Origin of the sequence: Micromonospora sp. CPCC 205739, assembly GCF_036906795.1 — a bacterium.
Lineage (GTDB): Bacteria > Actinomycetota > Actinomycetes > Mycobacteriales > Micromonosporaceae > Micromonospora.
The window spans coordinates 24,374-41,976 of sequence record NZ_JBAKHS010000029.1; the positions used below are offsets into that span (position 1 = coordinate 24,374).

Annotated in this window: 21 protein-coding genes; 16 read left to right on the forward strand and 5 right to left on the reverse strand. The window is 75.7% G+C overall.

The window, feature by feature from the left end; all coding sequences use genetic code 11:
• Positions 1-208 precede the first annotated feature (208 nt).
• The 4 genes from V6U88_RS27600 (at position 209) to V6U88_RS27615 (ending at position 2,882) form a co-directional block, all read left to right on the forward strand.
• Complete coding sequence (locus V6U88_RS27600) at positions 209-634, forward strand: SSI family serine proteinase inhibitor (protein WP_334457396.1); 426 nt, start codon at positions 209-211, stop codon at positions 632-634.
• Positions 635-852: 218 nt separating this feature from the next.
• The gene (locus tag V6U88_RS27605; protein WP_334457398.1) at positions 853-1,755 is read left to right on the forward strand and encodes a pentapeptide repeat-containing protein; all 903 of its coding nucleotides are present in this window, start codon (positions 853-855) and stop codon (positions 1,753-1,755) included.
• Between the two features lie 43 nt (positions 1,756-1,798).
• A complete protein-coding gene (locus V6U88_RS27610) occupies positions 1,799-2,053 on the forward strand; it encodes a hypothetical protein (RefSeq protein ID WP_334457400.1) in 255 nt (84 codons plus the stop codon).
• A 100-nt stretch (positions 2,054-2,153) separates the two neighbouring features.
• Positions 2,154-2,882 carry a tyrosine-protein phosphatase gene (locus tag V6U88_RS27615; RefSeq protein ID WP_334457402.1) on the forward strand — a complete coding sequence of 243 codons (729 nt, stop codon included), beginning with the start codon at positions 2,154-2,156 and terminating at the stop codon, positions 2,880-2,882.
• Here V6U88_RS27615 and rnhA read toward each other — a convergent pair.
• Together rnhA and V6U88_RS27625 are read right to left on the reverse strand one after the other, a co-directional pair.
• Positions 2,848-3,348, reverse strand: coding sequence for a ribonuclease HI (gene rnhA, locus V6U88_RS27620; RefSeq protein WP_334457404.1), 501 nt, complete (start codon positions 3,346-3,348; stop codon positions 2,848-2,850). The genes V6U88_RS27615 and rnhA overlap by 35 nt on opposite strands.
• Positions 3,349-3,481: 133 nt before the next feature.
• Positions 3,482-4,702: a lycopene cyclase family protein gene (locus tag V6U88_RS27625; RefSeq protein WP_334457407.1), complete on the reverse strand. Its 1,221-nt coding sequence runs from the start codon at positions 4,700-4,702 to the stop codon at positions 3,482-3,484.
• An 80-nt stretch (positions 4,703-4,782) separates the two neighbouring features.
• Between V6U88_RS27625 and V6U88_RS27630 the strand changes: the two genes are divergently transcribed.
• Entirely contained in the window at positions 4,783-5,892 is a 1,110-nt protein-coding gene (locus tag V6U88_RS27630) for a serpin family protein (RefSeq protein ID WP_334457409.1), read from the forward strand.
• 91 nt (positions 5,893-5,983) lie between these two features.
• A complete protein-coding gene (locus V6U88_RS27635; protein WP_334457410.1) occupies positions 5,984-7,054 on the forward strand; it encodes a Gfo/Idh/MocA family protein in 1,071 nt (356 codons plus the stop codon).
• 4 nt (positions 7,055-7,058) lie between these two features.
• Here V6U88_RS27635 and V6U88_RS27640 read toward each other — a convergent pair whose 3' ends face one another.
• Positions 7,059-7,214, reverse strand: coding sequence for a hypothetical protein (locus V6U88_RS27640; RefSeq protein ID WP_334457412.1), 156 nt, complete (start codon positions 7,212-7,214; stop codon positions 7,059-7,061).
• A gap of 78 nt (positions 7,215-7,292) precedes the next feature.
• Between V6U88_RS27640 and V6U88_RS27645 the strand changes: the two genes are divergently transcribed.
• From V6U88_RS27645 to V6U88_RS27670, 6 genes are all read left to right on the forward strand, one after another.
• Entirely contained in the window at positions 7,293-8,117 is an 825-nt protein-coding gene (locus tag V6U88_RS27645; protein ID WP_334457414.1) for a class I SAM-dependent methyltransferase, read from the forward strand.
• Between the two features lie 62 nt (positions 8,118-8,179).
• Positions 8,180-8,698, forward strand: coding sequence for a pyridoxamine 5'-phosphate oxidase family protein (locus tag V6U88_RS27650; protein ID WP_334457415.1), 519 nt, complete (start codon positions 8,180-8,182; stop codon positions 8,696-8,698).
• Between the two features lie 259 nt (positions 8,699-8,957).
• On the forward strand, positions 8,958-9,770 hold the full coding sequence (locus V6U88_RS27655) for an ArsR/SmtB family transcription factor (protein ID WP_334457417.1): 813 nt from the start codon (positions 8,958-8,960) through the stop codon (positions 9,768-9,770).
• Positions 9,771-10,260: 490 nt separating this feature from the next.
• A complete protein-coding gene (locus V6U88_RS27660) occupies positions 10,261-10,749 on the forward strand; it encodes a hypothetical protein (RefSeq protein WP_334457419.1) in 489 nt (162 codons plus the stop codon).
• A gap of 97 nt (positions 10,750-10,846) precedes the next feature.
• Positions 10,847-11,479, forward strand: a complete 633-nt coding sequence (locus tag V6U88_RS27665; protein WP_334457421.1) for a class F sortase — start codon at positions 10,847-10,849, stop codon at positions 11,477-11,479.
• Positions 11,480-11,548: 69 nt separating this feature from the next.
• A complete protein-coding gene (locus V6U88_RS27670; protein WP_334457423.1) occupies positions 11,549-12,643 on the forward strand; it encodes a magnesium and cobalt transport protein CorA in 1,095 nt (364 codons plus the stop codon).
• Between the two features lie 29 nt (positions 12,644-12,672).
• Here the strand turns inward: V6U88_RS27670 and V6U88_RS27675 are convergent, their stop codons facing one another.
• Entirely contained in the window at positions 12,673-13,677 is a 1,005-nt protein-coding gene (locus V6U88_RS27675; protein ID WP_334457426.1) for a phosphotransferase family protein, read from the reverse strand.
• A gap of 127 nt (positions 13,678-13,804) precedes the next feature.
• Between V6U88_RS27675 and V6U88_RS27680 the strand changes: the two genes are divergently transcribed.
• Together V6U88_RS27680 and V6U88_RS27685 are read left to right on the forward strand one after the other, a co-directional pair.
• The gene (locus V6U88_RS27680) at positions 13,805-14,572 is read left to right on the forward strand and encodes an SGNH/GDSL hydrolase family protein (RefSeq protein ID WP_334457465.1); all 768 of its coding nucleotides are present in this window, start codon (positions 13,805-13,807) and stop codon (positions 14,570-14,572) included.
• A gap of 90 nt (positions 14,573-14,662) precedes the next feature.
• Positions 14,663-15,409: a TIGR02452 family protein gene (locus tag V6U88_RS27685; protein ID WP_334457428.1), complete on the forward strand. Its 747-nt coding sequence runs from the start codon at positions 14,663-14,665 to the stop codon at positions 15,407-15,409.
• 4 nt (positions 15,410-15,413) lie between these two features.
• On the opposite strand, the gene V6U88_RS27690 is transcribed toward V6U88_RS27685, so the two are convergent.
• The gene (locus V6U88_RS27690) at positions 15,414-16,031 is read right to left on the reverse strand and encodes a mycothiol-dependent nitroreductase Rv2466c family protein (protein ID WP_334457430.1); all 618 of its coding nucleotides are present in this window, start codon (positions 16,029-16,031) and stop codon (positions 15,414-15,416) included.
• Positions 16,032-16,226: 195 nt separating this feature from the next.
• Between V6U88_RS27690 and V6U88_RS27695 the strand changes: the two genes are divergently transcribed.
• Together V6U88_RS27695 and V6U88_RS27700 are read left to right on the forward strand one after the other, a co-directional pair.
• Positions 16,227-16,646, forward strand: a complete 420-nt coding sequence (locus V6U88_RS27695; RefSeq protein ID WP_334457432.1) for a YchJ family protein — start codon at positions 16,227-16,229, stop codon at positions 16,644-16,646.
• A gap of 213 nt (positions 16,647-16,859) precedes the next feature.
• Positions 16,860-17,582, forward strand: a complete 723-nt coding sequence (locus tag V6U88_RS27700; RefSeq protein ID WP_334457433.1) for a hypothetical protein — start codon at positions 16,860-16,862, stop codon at positions 17,580-17,582.
• Positions 17,583-17,603: the final 21 nt, after the last annotated feature.

Below are 17,603 nucleotides of genomic sequence, written 5' to 3' on the forward strand. Positions count from 1 at the left end.
CGGAGACCATGTCGCTGCGCGCGGGAGCCCTTCCGGCCCGCCGCGGCGCAGGTTGTCACACGTGACGTCCTCCGGAGGGCGGGCGGCGTAACACTTCGTGACGCTTCGCGTTCACACCGTCCACCTAGGGTTCTCGACGGCCCGGCCACACGACGGACGGGCCGTCCACCGGCCCCCACCCGGGGTCCGCAACCGGAAGGACGTCAGCATGCCCCTCGCCCGACGCGCCGCCGTCGCCGCCACGGCCGCCGCCCTCACCGTCGCCGGCCTGACCGCGCAGGCCGCCCTGCTCCCCCAGGCCGCGCAGGCCGCGCCCCGATCCGGCGCGGAGAGCCCGTCGGTGCTGCTGCTCGCCGTCGACCGGGCGGGCACCGCCGAGGACCGCTCCAGCGTGCTGGTCTGCGGGCCGACCGGCGGCACCCACCCCGACGCGGCGACCGCCTGCCGCACCCTGGCCCACGTGGACGGCAACCTGGCCGCCCTGTCGGTGGATCCGGGCCCCTGCACCTTCGAGTACGCGCCGGTCACGGTCCACGCCTGGGGGTTCTGGCAGGACCGGCCGGTGGCCTGGTCGGAGACGTACAGCAACCGGTGCATGCTGCTGCGCGGCACCGGCGCGTTGTTCGCCTTCTGACCGGCGCGGCGCGACGCCCGTTCCTGGGGAGCGGGCGTCGCGCCGGCCGGAGGCTCGACGATCGGCGCCCGCCCGCTGTCGTCCAGGCCCGCGACCCACGGCCGGCCGGCGAGCGACATCCCCCCGGGCGGGCTCGGCGCCCCCGCCGACGGACAATGGGTAGGCCGGGCCGAGTGACCCGGCCGGAAAACGAACCAACCAGCGGGAGACCGGTCAGCGTGTCCGAAACACCCCGAGGCGGCGCCGAGCTGCGCGCCGACTGCGCCCGTTGCGTCGGGTTGTGCTGCGTCGCCCCGGCCTTCGCCGCCTCGGCCGACTTCGCCCTGGACAAGCCGGCCGGCCAGCCCTGCCCGAACCTGCGCGCCGACTCCCGCTGCGGCATCCACCCGCACCTGCGCGAGCGGGGCTTCCCCGGCTGCACCGTGTTCGACTGTTTCGGCGCCGGCCAGCACGTCACCCAGGTCACCTTCGGCGGCCGGGACTGGCGCGACGATCCGGCGACCGCGTCGGCCATGTTCGCCACCTTCTCCGTCGTACGCCCGCTGCACGAGCTGCTCTGGTACCTCACCGAGGCGCTGGCGCTGACCCCGGCCGGGGCGCTGCGCGACGAGCTGCGCGCCGCCGTGGACGAGATCCGACGCCTCACCGCCGGGGACCCCGACGCGCTGCGCGCGGTGGACGTCGACGCGTACCGGGGGCGGCTGAACCCGCTGCTGGTGCGGGCCAGCGAGCTGGCCCGGGCCGGGCACGCCGGCGCCGACCGGCGGGGCGCGGCGCTGCTCGGCGCCGACCTGCGCGGGGCGGACCTGGTCGCGGCGAACCTGCGCGGGGCGTGCCTGATCGGCGCGGACCTGCGGGGTGTCCGGCTGCGGCTGGCCGACCTGACCGGCGCGGACCTGCGCGGCGCCGACCTGCGCGGCGCGGATCTGTCCGGCGCGCTGTTCCTGCACCAGTCGCAGCTCGACGCGGCCCGCGGCGACCGGCGCACCGCGCTGCCGCCGACGCTGCGCCACCCGGCGCACTGGTCCGGGTTGAGCCTCACCCCGGTCCGGCCCCGCGCGGGCGAGGCCCGTACCGCGGCGCGGCCGACGGCCCGGCGCGGGCGCGGGCCCCGCCGCTGAGCGGCGGTGTTTGCCGGTCGCCCGAGCGGGCAGGTAGGTCGGCATGACGGATGAACAGCGCACCGACCGGGCCGACACCGACGAACCGGACGGCACCCCCGCGTACGAGGCGTCGCTGCGCCCGCCGGGCGACTCGCTGCGCAGCACGGACGACACCGGCGACGACTTCGCGGACCTGCCGGCCGAGGAGCACCTCTCGGCCCGGGACACCAGCCGCGCCGGCTACGACGTGGACGCGGTCTCCGGCACCACCGACCCGGCCGAGGAGGAAGCGGTCAACCCGGCCAGCGAGGTGTGACGACGCTCAGGCCCGCACCGGGCCCGGCCGGCCCCGTCCGGCCGGGCCCGACCACGTCCGGGGGCGGCGCGAGCCCACGCCGGGCACTACAGTGCCGCTGGTGATCCGGCACCCTGAGTTCGCGCGGCTGCACAACTTCCGGGACCTGGGCGGCTGGCGCGCCGCCGACGGACGCACGCTCCGGTGGCGGCTGCTCTACCGGTCCGACTTGCTGGCCCGGCTCGCCGGCGACGACCTGGACCGGTTCCGGGCGCTCGGCGTGCGTACCGTCATCGACCTGCGCTACCCGTGGGAGATCGCCGCGCGCGGCCGGGTCCCCGAGCTGGACGGCCTGACCTGGCTCAACCTGAGCATCGAGCACCGCACCTACGACCAGGCCGAGATCGACCCGGCCGTCGACCCGTGGCGCTACCTGGCCGACCGGTACGCCGAGGTCGCCGCCGACGGGACGGCCGAGCTGCGGCAGGCGCTGGAAACGATCGCCACGGCCGAGGGGCCGCTGGTGTTCCACTGCGCCTCCGGCAAGGACCGCACCGGCCTGCTCGCCGCCCTGGTGCTGGCCCTGCTCGACGTCGACGAACGGCAGATCGCCGAGGACTTCGCGCTCACCGAGCTGGCCACCGACGCTCTGGTCGCCACCTGGCGGGCCCAGCACCCCGGGCGCACCCTGCGCTGGCCCGCGTACGGACGGGCGCCCGCGCGGATCATCGAGCTCTTCCTGGCCGACCTGACCGCCGCGCACGGCTCGGTACGCGGCTACGCCCGCGACGCGCTCGGCGTCGACGACGCCCTGGTCACCGCCCTGCGCGAGCGCCTGCTGGAGCACTGAGCGGCGCGGCCGCCCGCGCCTCGGTCATCCCCTTGTTGGCCAGCGCGTCCGCACGCTCGTTCTCGGGGTGCCCGTTGTGCCCCTTGACCCACAGCCAGGTGACGTCGTGCCGGGCGCACGCCGCCTCGAGGCGCTGCCACAGGTCGGCGTTCTTGACCGGCTGCTTCGCCGCGGTCAGCCAGCCGTTGCGCTTCCACGAGGCCAGCCACCCGGTGATGCCGTTGCGCACGTAGGTGCTGTCGGTGTGCAGCCGCACGGTGACCGGCCGGGTCAGGCTCTCCAGCGCCCGGATGGCCGCGGTCAGCTCCATCCGGTTGTTGGTGGTGGCGCTCGCCTCGCCGCCGCACAACTCCCGCTCGTGGTCGCCGTAGCGCAGCAGCGCCCCCCAGCCGCCCGGGCCGGGGTTGCCGCTGCACGCCCCGTCCGTCCAGATCTCCACGACCCTGCCGGTCTGCGCCTCCACCATGGCGCCGAACCTACCGGTGCCGCCCGTCACCGCTCGGCGCGGCCGTCCCGCCGCGCCGCGGCGGCCGGACGGTGGCCGCCGACGAACCGGCCCCGACGGTGAGCGCCTGCGAGCCGGCGCCGACGGTGGCCGGCTACGAGCCGGCCCGACCGGCCCGGTCGGGGGCCGCGGCGGCGGGCGCCGGGCCGGGACGCAGCCGGGCGCGCAGCCGGCCGACGGCGTCACCGACCACCGCCGAGGTCATCGGCAGCAGCGGGCTGGAGCGCATCACCGCCAGGTCTTCCGCCGGGGTGGTGGCGCCGTCGAGGAACCGCAGCACCCGCTGCGCCGGGTTGCGGTCGAAGAGCCGGTCGAAGAACTCCGGGCCGCCGACCGCCCCCCGGTCCAGGGCCCGCAGCGCGACGGCGTCCATCCACAGGTGCCGGCGGGGGTACGCCCGGCGGGGCACCGGGGCCCGGCCCGCCGCCAGCGCCCGGGCGACGTCGTCGGCCTGCCGGTGCATGGCGGAGAAGGTGAACCCGGTCGACGGCCGGGTGGCCCCACCGGCGGTGCCCAGCCGCACCACCCCCGCCGACGGCCGAGGATCGAACGGGGCGTCGGTCATCGGGATCACCCCGTCCTCCACCTCCCGCACGGTCAGCGCGCTCAGGTCGAGACCGAGCAGGTCGGCATAGCCGCGCAGCGCGGCGTCGTACCCGGCGTCCGTCAGCCGCTGCGGGGAGAACTCGGTGTACTCGACCAGGGCGTACCGGTCGCTGACCGGCAGCACGTAGCCGAAGGAGACCCCCCGGGACGGCTGCGGGGTGCGGAAGTCCATCAGCACCGCCCGGTCCGGGTCGAACACCGGCCCGGCCGACTCCAGCCACCAGCCACGGAAGTGCTGCAACCAGCTCGTCCGCCCGGCCCGCCGGGGCGGTCGGGGACGGGAGTCCAGCACCCACCGGGCCCGCAGCAGCGCCGCGCCGTCGGTGTCCCGGACGGTCACCGACCCGCCGTCGTCGTCGAGGGCGCCGACGGCCGCGTCGACCCGGGTGGCGCGCAGCCGTCGCTCCGCCTCGGCGGCCCGCTCGTAGACCGGGGCGGAGCGCAGCATCGCGTACCGCAACGGGGCCAGGTCGAGCCGGCGCCGCCCGCCCGGCGTGGTCACCTCCACCTGCCGCCAGCTGGCGCTGAGCATCGGCTCCAGGTCGGTGCCGGGCGTCGCCCAGAACGCCCAGGTGCGGTCCTGGCCCCGCTTGCGGACCGGGTCCACCACCGCGATCCGCAGGTCACGCAGGTCGTGCCGGGCCAGCGCGGCGAGGACCAGGGAACCGGCGCCGCCACCCCCGACGACGGCCAGGTCGACGTTGTCCACCCGACCACGCTGTCACACTCCCCCGCCCCCGCCGGGCGGAGCCCCCACGGCGCGCCGCCCGGCCGGTACGGTGCCACGGCATGAGCAGCACGCCCGCCAACTCCCTCACCGCCCGCTGGGCCGCCCTGATCGACGACCGGCAGACCGTCCTCTCCGGCGCCGGGGCGTACCCGCTGCTGGCCCTGCTCGCCCGGCACGCGGCCGGCCCGGCACGCGACGAGCTGACCGCCGTCGCCCCCGACGCCACCCCCTACGACCTGGCCGCCTCCCCCACCACCCGGCTGGCGCTGGGCTTCTGGGCCCGACGCGAGCTGCGACTGAACCCGGCCTGGCTGCGCGCGGTCCCCGCGTCGATGCGGGGTGAGCTGACCGGCGACCGGGCCGTGGACGAGCCCGTGCTGGACGGCTGGGCGTCCACCCACACCGACGGGCAGATCCGGAAGATGCCGATCACGGTCACCCCGGACACGGCGCTGGTGCTGGCCAGCGCCCTCTCGGTGCTGACCGGCTGGGCGGCGCCCTTCCAGGAGGGCTGGTGCGAACCACGGCAGGGCCCCTGGCAGGGCCGGCGGCTGATCGGTCTGCACCGGTACGGCGGCGATCCCCGGACGCTGCGGGTGGCCGACACCCCGGCCGGACCGGTGAGCCTGCTGACCGTCGCCGGTGACGCGGACGTGGACGTGGTGCTGGCCCTCGGCGTCCCCGGGCGCCCGGCCGGCGCCGTGCTGCCGGCCGCGATCCACGCCCTCGGCGGCGGCCCGACGCTGCCCCACCCGGCCGGGCCCGGCATCACCGAGGAGACCGTCGAGGCGGTCGACGACCGGCCGCAACTGGCCGTACGCACCGTCGCGTTCCGCGTCGACGCCGACCACGACCTGCTCGACCGCGCCGACCTGTACGGGCTCGCCGCCGCCACCCGCCGTGACGCGGACAACTTCCCCGGCATCGCCCCGCTGCTCTACGTCTCCCAGGCCCGGCAGACCGTCACGGCCGAGTTCAGCGCCACCGGCTTCCGCGCCGCCGCGGTCACCGCCATCGCCATGGCACCCGGCTCCGCGCCACCCCGGCACCGCGTACGGGCGCGGCGGGTCAGCCTCGACGTCGACCACCCGTTCGGTTTCCTGGCCGTGCACCGCCCCACCGGCCTGGTCCTCGTCGCCGGCTGGGTGACCGAGCCGACTCCCCGCTGACCGCCCGGCAGCCGGTCCGGGCCGCCGCGTAGGTTCGTACCGGCACAACCTGGAACGACCAGGGGCAAGGACGGGAAACCGGGGGGACACCATGGCGAAGACACCGGCACCACTGCGGGTCGGACTGCTCGGATACGGGCTGGCGGGCCAGGTGTTCCACGCCCCGCTGATCGCCGCCACCCCCGGGCTGCGGCTGGACGCCGTCGTCACCGGCAACCCGCAGCGGCAGGAGCAGGCCCGCCACGACCACCCCGACGTCCGCGTCCTCGACGACGCCGGCCGGCTGTGGGAGTCGGCCGACACCCTCGACCTGGTCGTGGTGGCGACGCCGAACCGGACGCACGTGCCGATGGCCCGGGCCGCCGTCGCCGCCGGACTGGCCGTCGTGGTGGACAAGCCGCTGGCCGCCACCGCGGCGGAGGGCCGCGCCCTGGTCGACGAGGCCGAGCGCCTGTCGGTGCCGCTGACGGTGTTCCAGAACCGCCGCTGGGACGGCGACTTCCTGACCGCCCGCCGCCTGATCGCCGAGGGCGAGCTGGGCCGGGTGACCCGCTTCGAGTCCCGCTTCGAGCGCTGGCGCCCCGCCATCAAGGAGGGCTGGCGGGAGAGCGCCGCCCCCGGCGAGGCTGGCGGCGCCCTCTACGACCTCGGCGCCCACCTCGTCGACCAGGCGGTGCAGCTCTTCGGTCCGGTGACCCACGTGTACGCCGAGGTGGACCGGCGGCGGCCCGACGCGCAGGTCGACGACGACGCCTTCGTGGCGCTCACCCACGCCGGCGGCGTCCGCTCCCACCTGTGGATGAGCGCCGTCACCGCACAGCTCGGGCCCCGGCTGCGCGTCCTCGGCGACCGCGCCGGGTACACCAGCTACGGCCTGGACGTGCAGGAGGACGCGCTGCGCACCGGGGGCCGCCCGGGCGCGCCGGGCTGGGGCGAGGTCCCCGCCGAGCGGTACGGCCGGCTCGGCGTCGACGGCGACCTGCACCCGGTACCCACCGACCCGGGGCGCTACCAGGACTTCTACGCCCAGGTCGCGGCGGCGCTGCGGGACGGCACGCCGATGCCGGTCGACCCGCGCGACGCGGTCGCCACCGTGGAGCTGATCGAGCTGGCGCACCGCTCCGCCGAGCGCGGCGAGGTGCTGCCGGTCCCGTCCCGCTGACCGCTCAGCCGACCCGGGCCGGCTGCCGGTCCGGGTCGGCGTACGCGGCGGCGACCGTGGCCCGGTCGAACACCCGCCAGGTGGCGGCGGAGACGCCCACCGCCACCACGAACCCCACCCAGTACGGCGCGGCCAGCCCGTCCCACCGCTGCACCGTCACGGCGAGGCAACGTACCAGCTCACCGGGGCGGCCGAATCTGCGTTGAGCGGCGGCCGGTCGATGTGCGACGGTGCGCCGGTGACCGACTACCGCACCCTCAACCGGGCCAACTGGGACGAGCGCGCCCCGGCCCACGCCGCGTCCCCCGACTACGCGGTGGAGCGCTTCGCCGCCGACCCGGCGTACCTCAGCGAGGTGGTCCGCTTCGACCTGCCCCGGCTGGGCGACGTGACCGGCCTGCGCGGCGTGCACCTGCAGTGCCACATCGGCACCGACACCGTCTCGCTGCACCGGCTCGGCGCGCGGATGACCGGGCTGGACTTCTCCGGCGCCTCGCTGGACCAGGCCCGCGCCCTGGCCGGACGGGCCGGGGCCGCCGTCGACTTCGTCGAGGCCGACGTCTACGACGCCCCCGAGGTGCTCGGCGCGGGCGGCTTCGACCTGGTCTACACCGGCGTCGGCGCGCTGTGCTGGCTGCCCGACATCCGCCGGTGGGCGGGCGTGGTCGCGGCGCTGCTCCGCCCCGGCGGCCGGCTCTTCCTGCGCGAGGGCCACCCGATGCTGTGGGCGCTGGACGAGACCCACCCCGACGGGCTGCTGGTGGTGGAGCACCCGTACTTCGAGCGGCCGGAGCCGCTGGTCTGGCAGGAGCCGGGCACCTACGTCAGCACCGAGGCGACGTTCCAGCACAACACCACCCACGAGTGGAACCACGGCCTGGGCGAGGTGGTCACCGCCCTGCTCGACGCCGGCCTCGACCTGACCATGCTCCAGGAGCACGACAGCGCGCCCTGGGACGCGCTGCCCGGGCGGCAGGTCAAGGACGCCGACGGCGAGTGGCGGCTGGCCGAGCGGCCGTGGCGGCTGGCGCAGACGTACACCCTGCAGGCCCGCAAGCGGTGACGCCGCGGGCGCCGGTGCCCGCCGGGGGCTGACCGGAGGCGGTGCGGGTGCGAAGATCCAGCATGCCCGTCACCAACCCCTGGCTCGCCGGCCCCGCCCCCACCGCCCGCCTGGACCGCAACCGCCTCGGCGAGCGCATCCTCAACCTGCTCTCCTCGCAGAACATGTGTGTGCTCGCCACCGTCGGCCCGGACGGCCCGCTGGCCACCCCGGTCCGCTACTTCCACCTCGACTTCGCGGTCATGTTCACCGCCGCGCCGACCTCGCCGAAGATGCGCAACATCGCCGCCGACCCGCGGGTGTCGGTCGGGGTGTTCGCCCCGCTGGTCGGGCAGGCCAGCAGCCGCGGCGCGCAGCTGTTCGGCCGGGCCCGGGTGCTGCACGAGGACGACCCGGACTTCGCCCACTGGTGGCCGGCGGTGCGCTGGCAGTCCGACCACGTGGAACGCTCCCGCCCGCTGGACGAGCCGCCGGCCGGGCCGCTGGTCGTCATCGAGGCGGAGCGGATCGTCTACACCGAACACTGGCTGCGCCGCGACGGGTACGCGCCGCGCCAGTTCTGGCGGCGCGCGCCCCGCTAGGCGTACGAGCCGACGCGGTGCCGGGTACCCGGCCGGGGCGCTGGCCGGTCGGTGTGCGCCGCTGCCCTCTCCGGCACCGCGCTCGGCGTCCTCGCCGTGGTCGCCGCCGCTCTGGCGTGGCCGGCGCCGGACGTCACACCCGCTAGGGCATCCTAGGAGGCTAGCTGGCCGGGTGGTCGCGCAGGGCGGCTGGACATGCAGCCGTGCGGTTGCGTATGGTGACAGGCAACCATAGGGTTGCGTATACGAGGTGGTGGCGGTGGACGAGGTGTTCCGGGCGCTGGCGGACCCGAGCCGCCGCCGCCTGCTCGACAGCCTCAACCTCCGCAACGGCCAGACCCTGCGCGATCTCTGCGCCGGGCTCGACATGACCCGCCAGTCGGTCAGCAAGCACCTGGCGGTGCTGGAGGCCGCGAACCTGGTGACCACGGTGCGCCGGGGCCGGGAGAAGCTGCACCACCTCAACGCCGCACCGATCAACGCCATCGCCGAGCGGTGGATCCACCGCTACGACCGCGACCGGGTACGCGCCCTCGCCGACCTGAAGACCGCATTGGAGGGTGACCGCATGCAGAGCCCGAGCTTCGTCTACACCACCTACATCCGCACCACCCCGGAGCGCCTCTGGCAGGCGTTGACCGAGCCGGCGTTCACCCGCCGCTACTGGGGCGGGGTGGCGCTGCGGTCGGAGTGGACGGTCGGTGCGCCGCTGCTCTGGCAGGATGGGCCGGACGGCGAGTTCAAGGATCTGGGGCAGCAGGTGCTGGTCGCCGAGCCGTACCGCCGGTTGTCCTACACCTGGCACGGCTTCCAGCCGGAGCACGCCGCCTTCTTCGGCTGGTCCGAGGAGGAGCTGGCCGCCCGGCTCGGCGAGCGACGCTCCACCGTGACCTTCGACATCACGCCGCACGGCGAGGCGGTCCGGCTCACCGTCACCCACGACGACTTCTCCCCCGACAGCGAAATGTACCGGGCGATCAGCGGCCAACTGCCGGGCAGCGGCGGCTGGCCCGAACTGCTGGCCGGCCTCAAGACGCTGCTGGAGACGGGCGAGCCGCTGGCCGCCGGCTAGCCGCCCCGGACAGGCCGTCCGGGGCGGGGATGCGGGGCAGCTCGACCATAGTGGAGCCGGCGGGACCGGAGTCGCGGTATGCCGGGTGCCGTGGGCCCGGCGTTCCCGTTCGGCACGTTGTCTCCGTCGTGGACCCGAAGGCCCGGATCAGCTCGCTGCGCTAGCTGCGCCCACCGGACCCGGCGACACCGGCCGACCCGGACAGCCTTTCCCAGAAGGGGACGGGCCGCCGCGGACGGCCGGTTCGTGCCGCAACCGGACGAGCGGCACGAGCGGCTACGCCCGTCCGGGCGTTGTGGGCGGTCCTGTACGGGCATTTCCGCAGCTCCCCGGCGCGACGGAGAACTCCGGACGGCAACGAAGATTTCTCATTTACGCCGAGCGCGCGGGTCAACCCTCCTAGTGTTGGCCACACCGGTGCTAGTTACGGAGTTGGCCACCCGAACGACGTCCCACGCAGACAGCGGACGAAAAGTGAGGGAAGACGCGTATGAAGGCACAGTCAGTTCTCGTATCGACGGCGCTCGGCGTGGGACTCGGCACGCTTCTGCTCCCGGCCGCCGCGCTCGCGCAGACCACCGTGTCACCGGCCACCACACCGGTCGGCGGGACCGTCGTGCTCACCACGACGACCTGCAACCCGAATGCGGGCGACGCGATCTTCCGTGTCACCGGCCCGAACCGGGACCAGAACGTACGCTCCACCACCGCCGCGGCCGGCGGCGGGCTGAGCGCGGAACTCTTCACCGCCGGCTTCACCCTCGGCACCTACACGGTGACCACCACCTGCGGTAACGGCAGCTCCGGGGGCAGCGCCACCTTCACCGTCACCCCGATCGGCGCGGCGCCCGCCGGCGGTGGTGGCGGCGACGGCACCACCGGCCTGCTGGCCGCGGGCGGCGCGCTCGCCGGAGCCGCCGCGATCGGGGCGACCGTCCTGGTCCGCCGCCGACGCCGGGCGGCCGCGCCCGTCGCCTGACCCCGTACCTCACACACCATCCCTTGGGAGGGGTGCCCGCACCGGCAGCACCGGGGCGGGCACCCCGACCGCATCGCCGTGTCGGGGAGGTGAGGCGATGGCCGTTGGCAGGTGGTTCACGCGTACCCGGGCGTCGGTGGCAGCGGTGACGGTGGCCGGCGCCGCCGGTCTCACCCTGATCACCGTGGGACTGACCGCAACCCCGGCCGGGCCGCCGCAGCCCGGTGCGGGCGTGCGCGGCGCCGACCGCAGCGGATCACCCGGGCCGGTGCTCCCCCGCTCGGAGCCGGTCCGCATCGACATCCCGGCGATCGGCGTCCGCGCCGACCTGGTCTCCGTCGCCGGCGACCCGAACGGCACCCTGGAGGTGCCGCCGCAGGACCGCCCCACCGTCGCCGGCTGGTACCGGCCCGGGGTCAGCCCCGGCGAGGCCGGCAACGCCGTGATCGTCGGTCACGTCGACACCCGCGAGGGCCCGGCGGTCTTCTTCGACCTCGGACGCCTGCGGCCCGGCGACACCGTACGCGTCACCCGGGCCGACCGCCGGACGGTGACCTTCGCGGTGGACGGCGTCGGGGCGTACCCGAAGCGGAGCTTTCCCACCGCGATGGTCTACGGGCCGGGTGGGCCGGGCGCGGCGTTGCGGCTGGTGACCTGCGGCGGACGCTTCGACGAACGCTCCCGCGACTACTCCGACAACATCGTCGTGCGGGCCACCGCCGTGGCCTGACCCACCGCCTGCGGCAGGCGCGCGGGCGTACTACGGTGGGCCACCGGATCACGGCGGCGGAGGTACACGGTGGCGGCACGGCTCATCCCGCGACTGGGGTCGTTGGTCGACCGGGTGCTCGGCCGGGAGGCCGACGCGCCCGCGCCGACGCCGCGACGCTCCAACCCGGACGCCGTGGTCGACTGCGCGGTGTACGTCAACGGCCGGCGCGAGCCCGGCCGCCCGCACTACGCCGACGCGTACGCCCGGTCCCGGCGCGGCCGCAACGCCTTCGTCTGGCTGGGCCTGCACGACCCCGGCCCGGCGGTGATGGCCGCGGTCGGGCGCACCTTCGGCCTCGACGAGCTGGTGGTGGAACAGGCGCTCGCCGACGGGCACCGGCCGACCGTGCAGCGCTACGACGGGGTGACCCTGCTGGTGCTGCGCACCGCCAGCTACGTCGAGCACGCCGAGCTGACCGCCACCTCCGAGGTGGTCGACACCGGGGACGTGATGGTCTTCCTCGGCGACCGGTTCGTCGTCACCGTCCGGCACGGCGCCTCCGGCGCGCTGACCCCGGTGCGCCACGACATCGAGAGCCGCCCGGGGGTGCTCGCCGAGGGGCCGTGGGCGGTGGCGTACGCGGTGGCCGCCCGGATGACCGAGCTGTACCTGGAGGTCGCCGTCCACCTGGAGAAGGACCTGGAACGCGTCGAGGAGAGCGTGTTCGCCCACGACCGGGGGGCCGACATCCAGCACATCTACCAGCTCAAGCGGGAGTTGGTGGAGTTCAAGCGGGCGGTGCTGCCGTTGCAGGAGCCGATGCGCCTGCTGCTCTCCGACACCGCCGCCGGGCCGCCGCCGGCGCTGCGGCGCTGGTTCGCCGACGTGGAGAGCCGGCTGACCCGCGCGGTGGAGCGGGTCGCCGCGTACGACGAGCTGCTGAACTCGGTGCTCCAGTCCCGGCTGGCGCAGCTCGCCGTCGACCAGAACAACGACATGCGCAAGATCGCGGCGTGGGCCGCGATCGCGGCCACCCAGACCGCCATCGCCGGCATCTACGGCATGAACTTCACCCACATGCCCGAGCTGACCTGGCGGTACGGCTACGCCGGGGCGTTGCTGCTGATGGCGACCGCCGCGCTGGTCCTGCACCGGCTGTTCCGCCGCTCCGGCTGGCTCTGAACCCCCGGCGATCGTGCGGAGTGCGCGGCTCACGGCTCGGCGAGCGCGGCCAGTTCCCGGTCCAGCAGCTCCGCGAGCCGGGCGACCCGGGCGGGGTCGTTCTCCCGGGTGATGCCCCGGCTCGGCATCTCCACGGTCATCAGCAGGTACAGGTGCAGCCGGTAGAGCCCGAGCCGGCGGCGCACGCCCGGGTCGTCGAGCGGCAGCGGACCACCCGCCGTCCGGTAGCCGCGCAGGAACGCGTCGTCCGGTTCGTCCTCGGCGCGGCGGAAGAGCAGCGGCGAGACCAGATCCAGCAGCGGGTCGCCGTAGAGATGCCGCTCGCCGTCGACCAGACCGGTGAGCCGGGGTACGCCGTCCGGCCCGTCGACGGCCAGCACGTTGCCGGCCCAGCCGTCGACGTGCAGCAGCGCCGGGCGGCGCACCACGTCGAGGGCGTCAGCGTGCCGGTGGACCAGGTGCCGGAGCCGCCCGGCCGGCACGGGCAGCGGCACCGCCCAGTCGACCGCGTCAGCGAGCAGCTCGTCCACCATGGCGGTGAACGCCTCCCGCCAGGTCGTCCCGGCGGCCCGGCCACCGTCGTAGCCGAACCGGTCGCCGTCGACCCGGTGCAGCGCGGCGAGCGCCGCGCCGAGCCCGGCGCGGACCGCGTCGACCGGGGCACCGTCGACGGTGAGCTGGTGCAGGGTACGACCGGGGAGCAGGCCGGTGAGCAGCCAGTCGCCGAGGACCGCATCGCTGCCGTGGTGCACCAGCGGCGGGACGGGCACTGCCGGGGCGCGCGCAGCGACGAGCCGCAGGTAGCGCGCCTCGGCCCCGATCAGCCCGCGCTCGTAGCGCAGCAGCGGGACCTCGGGCGGTGGGCCCACCTTCAGCACCACGGCACGCCCGTCGTCGAGGGTGACCGACCAGACCGCGGCGAAGCCGCCCCCGGTGAGCGGCGCGCAACTGGTCACCCCGGCGTCGGGGCCGAGGGAGGCCGCGACGTAGCGGCGGACCAGCTCGGCGTCGAGGAGGCGCTGGGTGGGGCTCATCCGGTCCGCTCCTGGTCGCGACACGAGCCGAGAGGACCCATTGGCGCACCGTACCCGGGCAGGCCAGCGGACGAGGCCCCGCACCGGCGGGAGGCCCGCGCGGGGCCGCCCATAAGCTGAGATCGTGATGTGGCAGCGGTACGTCGCGATCGGCGACAGCACGACCGAAGGGCTCGACGACCCGGACGACGCCGGCGGCTACCGGGGCTGGGCGGACCGGTTCGCCGAGGCGGTGGCCCGGGAGCAGGGTGGCCTGGAGTACGCCAACCTCGCGATCCGGGGACGGACCACCGCCCGGATCCTCGCCGAGCAACTGCCGGCGGCCCTCGACCTCGCGCCGGACCTGTGCACGGTGGTGGCCGGGATGAACGACGTGCTGCGCCCGTCCTTCGACGCCCGGCGGATCGCCGCCGACGTGGCGACGATGCAGCGGGCGCTGGTCGGCCAGGGCGCCACCGTGCTGACCTTCACGCTGCCCGACCCGGTGCCGGTGATGCCGCTGGCCCGTCCGCTGCGCAACCGGGTGGTCACCCTCAACGCCGCGCTAGGCCGGGTCACCGCCGAGACCGGTGCCACCCTGCTGGACTTCGCCGCGCACCCGGTCGCCTCCGACCCCCGGCTGTGGAGTGAGGACCGGCTGCACGCCAACAGCGCCGGCCACGAGCGGATCGCGGCGGCGCTCGCGTACACCGCCGGCCTGCCCGGGTACGACGACTCGTGGACCCGGCCCCTGGAGGTCGCGCCCCGGCGGCGCGGGCACGAGGTGCTCCGCGCCGAGGCGGCCTGGGCCCGGCAGCACCTGCTGCCATGGCTGGCCCGGCACCTGCGCGGGCGCTCCTCAGGCGACGACCGGGTGGCGAAGCGCCCGGTGCCGCTGCCGGTCGAGCTGTCCTGACGCCTGGTCGACGGGGTGCACCCGCCTCGCGGGGCGGGGCGCAGAACGGCCGGGGCGGTCGGGATCGATCCGGGCGGGCATGATGGGCCGGTGGACCGCACCGAACGGGCGGCGCTGGCCGCCGAGACCGACCGGCTCGTCGCCGAGGGCCGCTACGGGCCGGTGCCGGCCGCCACCCTGCACCTGCCCGACGAGCCGCTGCGCGAGCCCGGCCCGGCCGGTCCGTCCACGGTGGAGGTGACCGACGAGACGAGCCTCGCGGCCACCCGCCGGCTCGCCGGCACCGGCGACGGCCGGGTCGCCTGCCTCAACTTCGCCTCGGCGAAGAAGCCCGGTGGCGGGTACGCCACCGGCGCGCACGCCCAGGAGGAGAGCCTGGCCCGGTCGTCCGCCCTGGTCGCCAGCCTGCGGACGGCGCCGGAGTTCCACGCGTACCACCGGGCACGGCCCGACCCGGTCTACTCCGACCGGGTGGTCCACTCCCCCGACGTGCCGGTGTTCCGGGACGACGCGGGGCGGCTGATCCCGCCGTACCGGGTCGCGTTCCTGACGGCGGCGGCGCCGAACGCCGGCGCGCTGCGCGAACCGGTCGACCTGCCGGGGGTGCTGCGGCGGCGGGCCGGGCGGGTGCTCGGGGTGGCGCTGGCGCACGGGCACCGCCGGCTGGTGCTCGGGGCCTGGGGGTGCGGGGTGTTCCGCAACGACCCGCGCCAGGTGGCGGCCGCGTTCGCCGACCTGCTCGGGCCCGACCGCCCGTACGCGGGCCGCTTCGACCTGGTGGTGTTCGCGGTGCCGGACGCGACCAACCGGGGCCCCTTCGCCGCCGCGTTCGGCTGACCGCTCACCGCTCGATCGGCGGCCGGGTCCGGGCCCGCTTCAGCTCGAAGAAACCGTCGGTGCCGGTCACCGCCACCACCCCGTCCCAGAGCCGACCGGCGTCCTCGCCGCGCGGGATCGGCGCGACCACCGGCCCGAAGAAGGCGGTGCGCCGGCCGGTGTCGTCGGTGACGTGGATGGTCGGGGTGCCGAGATCCTCACCGACCGGTTCGAGTCCGGCGTGGTGGCTGGCCAGCAACGCCTCGTCGTACGCGGTGGAGTCGGCCGCGTCGGCCAGCTCGACCGGCAGCCCCACCTCGGCCAGCGCCGCCCGGTAGAGGTCACGCCCGATCGGCACCCGGTCGTGATGGATCCGGTTGCCCAGGGCGGTGTAGAGGTCGCGCAGCACCTCGGGCCCGGCCTTCTGCTCCGCCGCGACCGCCACCCGCACCGGGCCCATGCCGGGTGCCAACCATTCCCGGTACCACTCCTCCAGCCCGTCGCGGCCCTCGTTGAGCACGCTGAGGCTCATCACGTGGAAGCGCACCTCGACCGCGCGCACCCGTTCCACCTCCAGCAACCAGCGGGAGGCATTCCAGGCCCAGGGGCAGCGCGGGTCGAACCACATGTCCGCCGTCGTCATCGTCGTTCCGGTCCTTCCAGCAGGTCGTCGTACCCCGATCCTGGTCGGCGGATCGGCCCAGCGTGAGGGCCGATTTCGAGGTGATCGGCTGGGCCAATCGCGGCGACCGCCCGGTCGGGATGTCACCCTCGGTGACGATGGGCGGGTGACCCGGCCGCCGCATCCGGTCGGTGGCGGGTGCGGCAGGATGGGGCCGTGGCGAAACGTGGAGCCCGCCGGAGCGGGGCCGACGACCCGGGCCGGCCGTGCCCGTGCGGCTCCGGCCTGCCGTACGCCGACTGTTGCGGCCTGCTGCACCGCGGCGAGGGCACGGCCGGCACGGCCGAGGCGCTGATGCGCTCCCGGTTCAGCGCCTTCGCCGTCGGGGACGCCGGGTACCTGCTGCGCAGCTGGCACTCCTCCACCCGCCCGGCCCGGCTGCGCCTGGACCCGGGCGAGCAGTGGACCCGTCTGGAGATCGTGGGCACCGACCGGGGCGGCCTGTTCGACAGCACCGGCACCGTCGAGTTCCGGGCCCACTACCGGGAGTCCGGCCGCCCGGGGACGCTGCACGAGCGCAGCCGCTTCGTCCGGGAGGACGGGCGCTGGGTCTACCTCGACGCCCTGCCCGACTGAACCGGCGCGACCTGCTCGCCCGCCCCAACCGCGGCGGGTTACGATGGCGTCGGCGCCGTCCCGCGCCTCACCTCCTTACCGGTGCTCACGCCACCGGCGTCGCGGAGGCAAAGGGGGCCTCGGGCCCTCGGGGCGCCGTGCCACATGCCCAGGCAACGGCGGGTCGACGGGAGCGTGAGTCCCCACGACCGCGCCGTCGACAGGGAGCATGTGATGACGCGCCAGAAATCCTTCAAGTCCCGGATCCGGACCCGGATGGACAAGACGGGCGAAAGCTACACGGCGGCCCGCCGGCACCTGCTGCCCGGCGCCGTCGCGGCTGAACCGCCGACCGCCGCGCCCGCCGAGTCCACTCCCCCGGCCACCGGCTCGGGGGCGGCACAGGCCGACCGGATCTCCGAGGCCTTGCTCCGTGAGCGCACCGGCCGCGGCTGGGACGAGTGGTTCGCCCTGCTCGACGAGTGGGGCGCGGTGCAGCGTACGCACACCGAGACGGCGCGCTGGCTGGTCACCGCCCACGAGGTGCCGGGCTGGTGGGCGCAGACCGTCACCGTCGGGTACGAGCAGGCGCGTGGCCTGCGCGCCCCCTGGCAGCGGCGCGGCGGCACCTGGGAGGCGGGCGGCAGCCGGACGGTCGCCGTGCCGGTGGACCGGCTGTTCGAGGCGTTCAGTGACGAAGAGCTGCGCCGGCGGTGGCTGCCCGACGTGGCGATCCGGGTACGCACGGCGACCCGGCCGAAGACCTTCCGCGCCGACTGGGACGGCGGCCCGACCCGGATCGTGGTCGGCTTCGTGGCCAAGGGTGACACGAAGGCCACGGTGGCCGTGGTGCACGAGAAGCTCCCCGACGCCGAGCAGGCGGCCGAGCTGAAGGCGTACTGGCGGGAGCGGCTGGCCGCGCTCAAGCAGTTGCTGGAGTCCGACGAGGCGGCCTGAGCACCACGACTTCCGTCCACC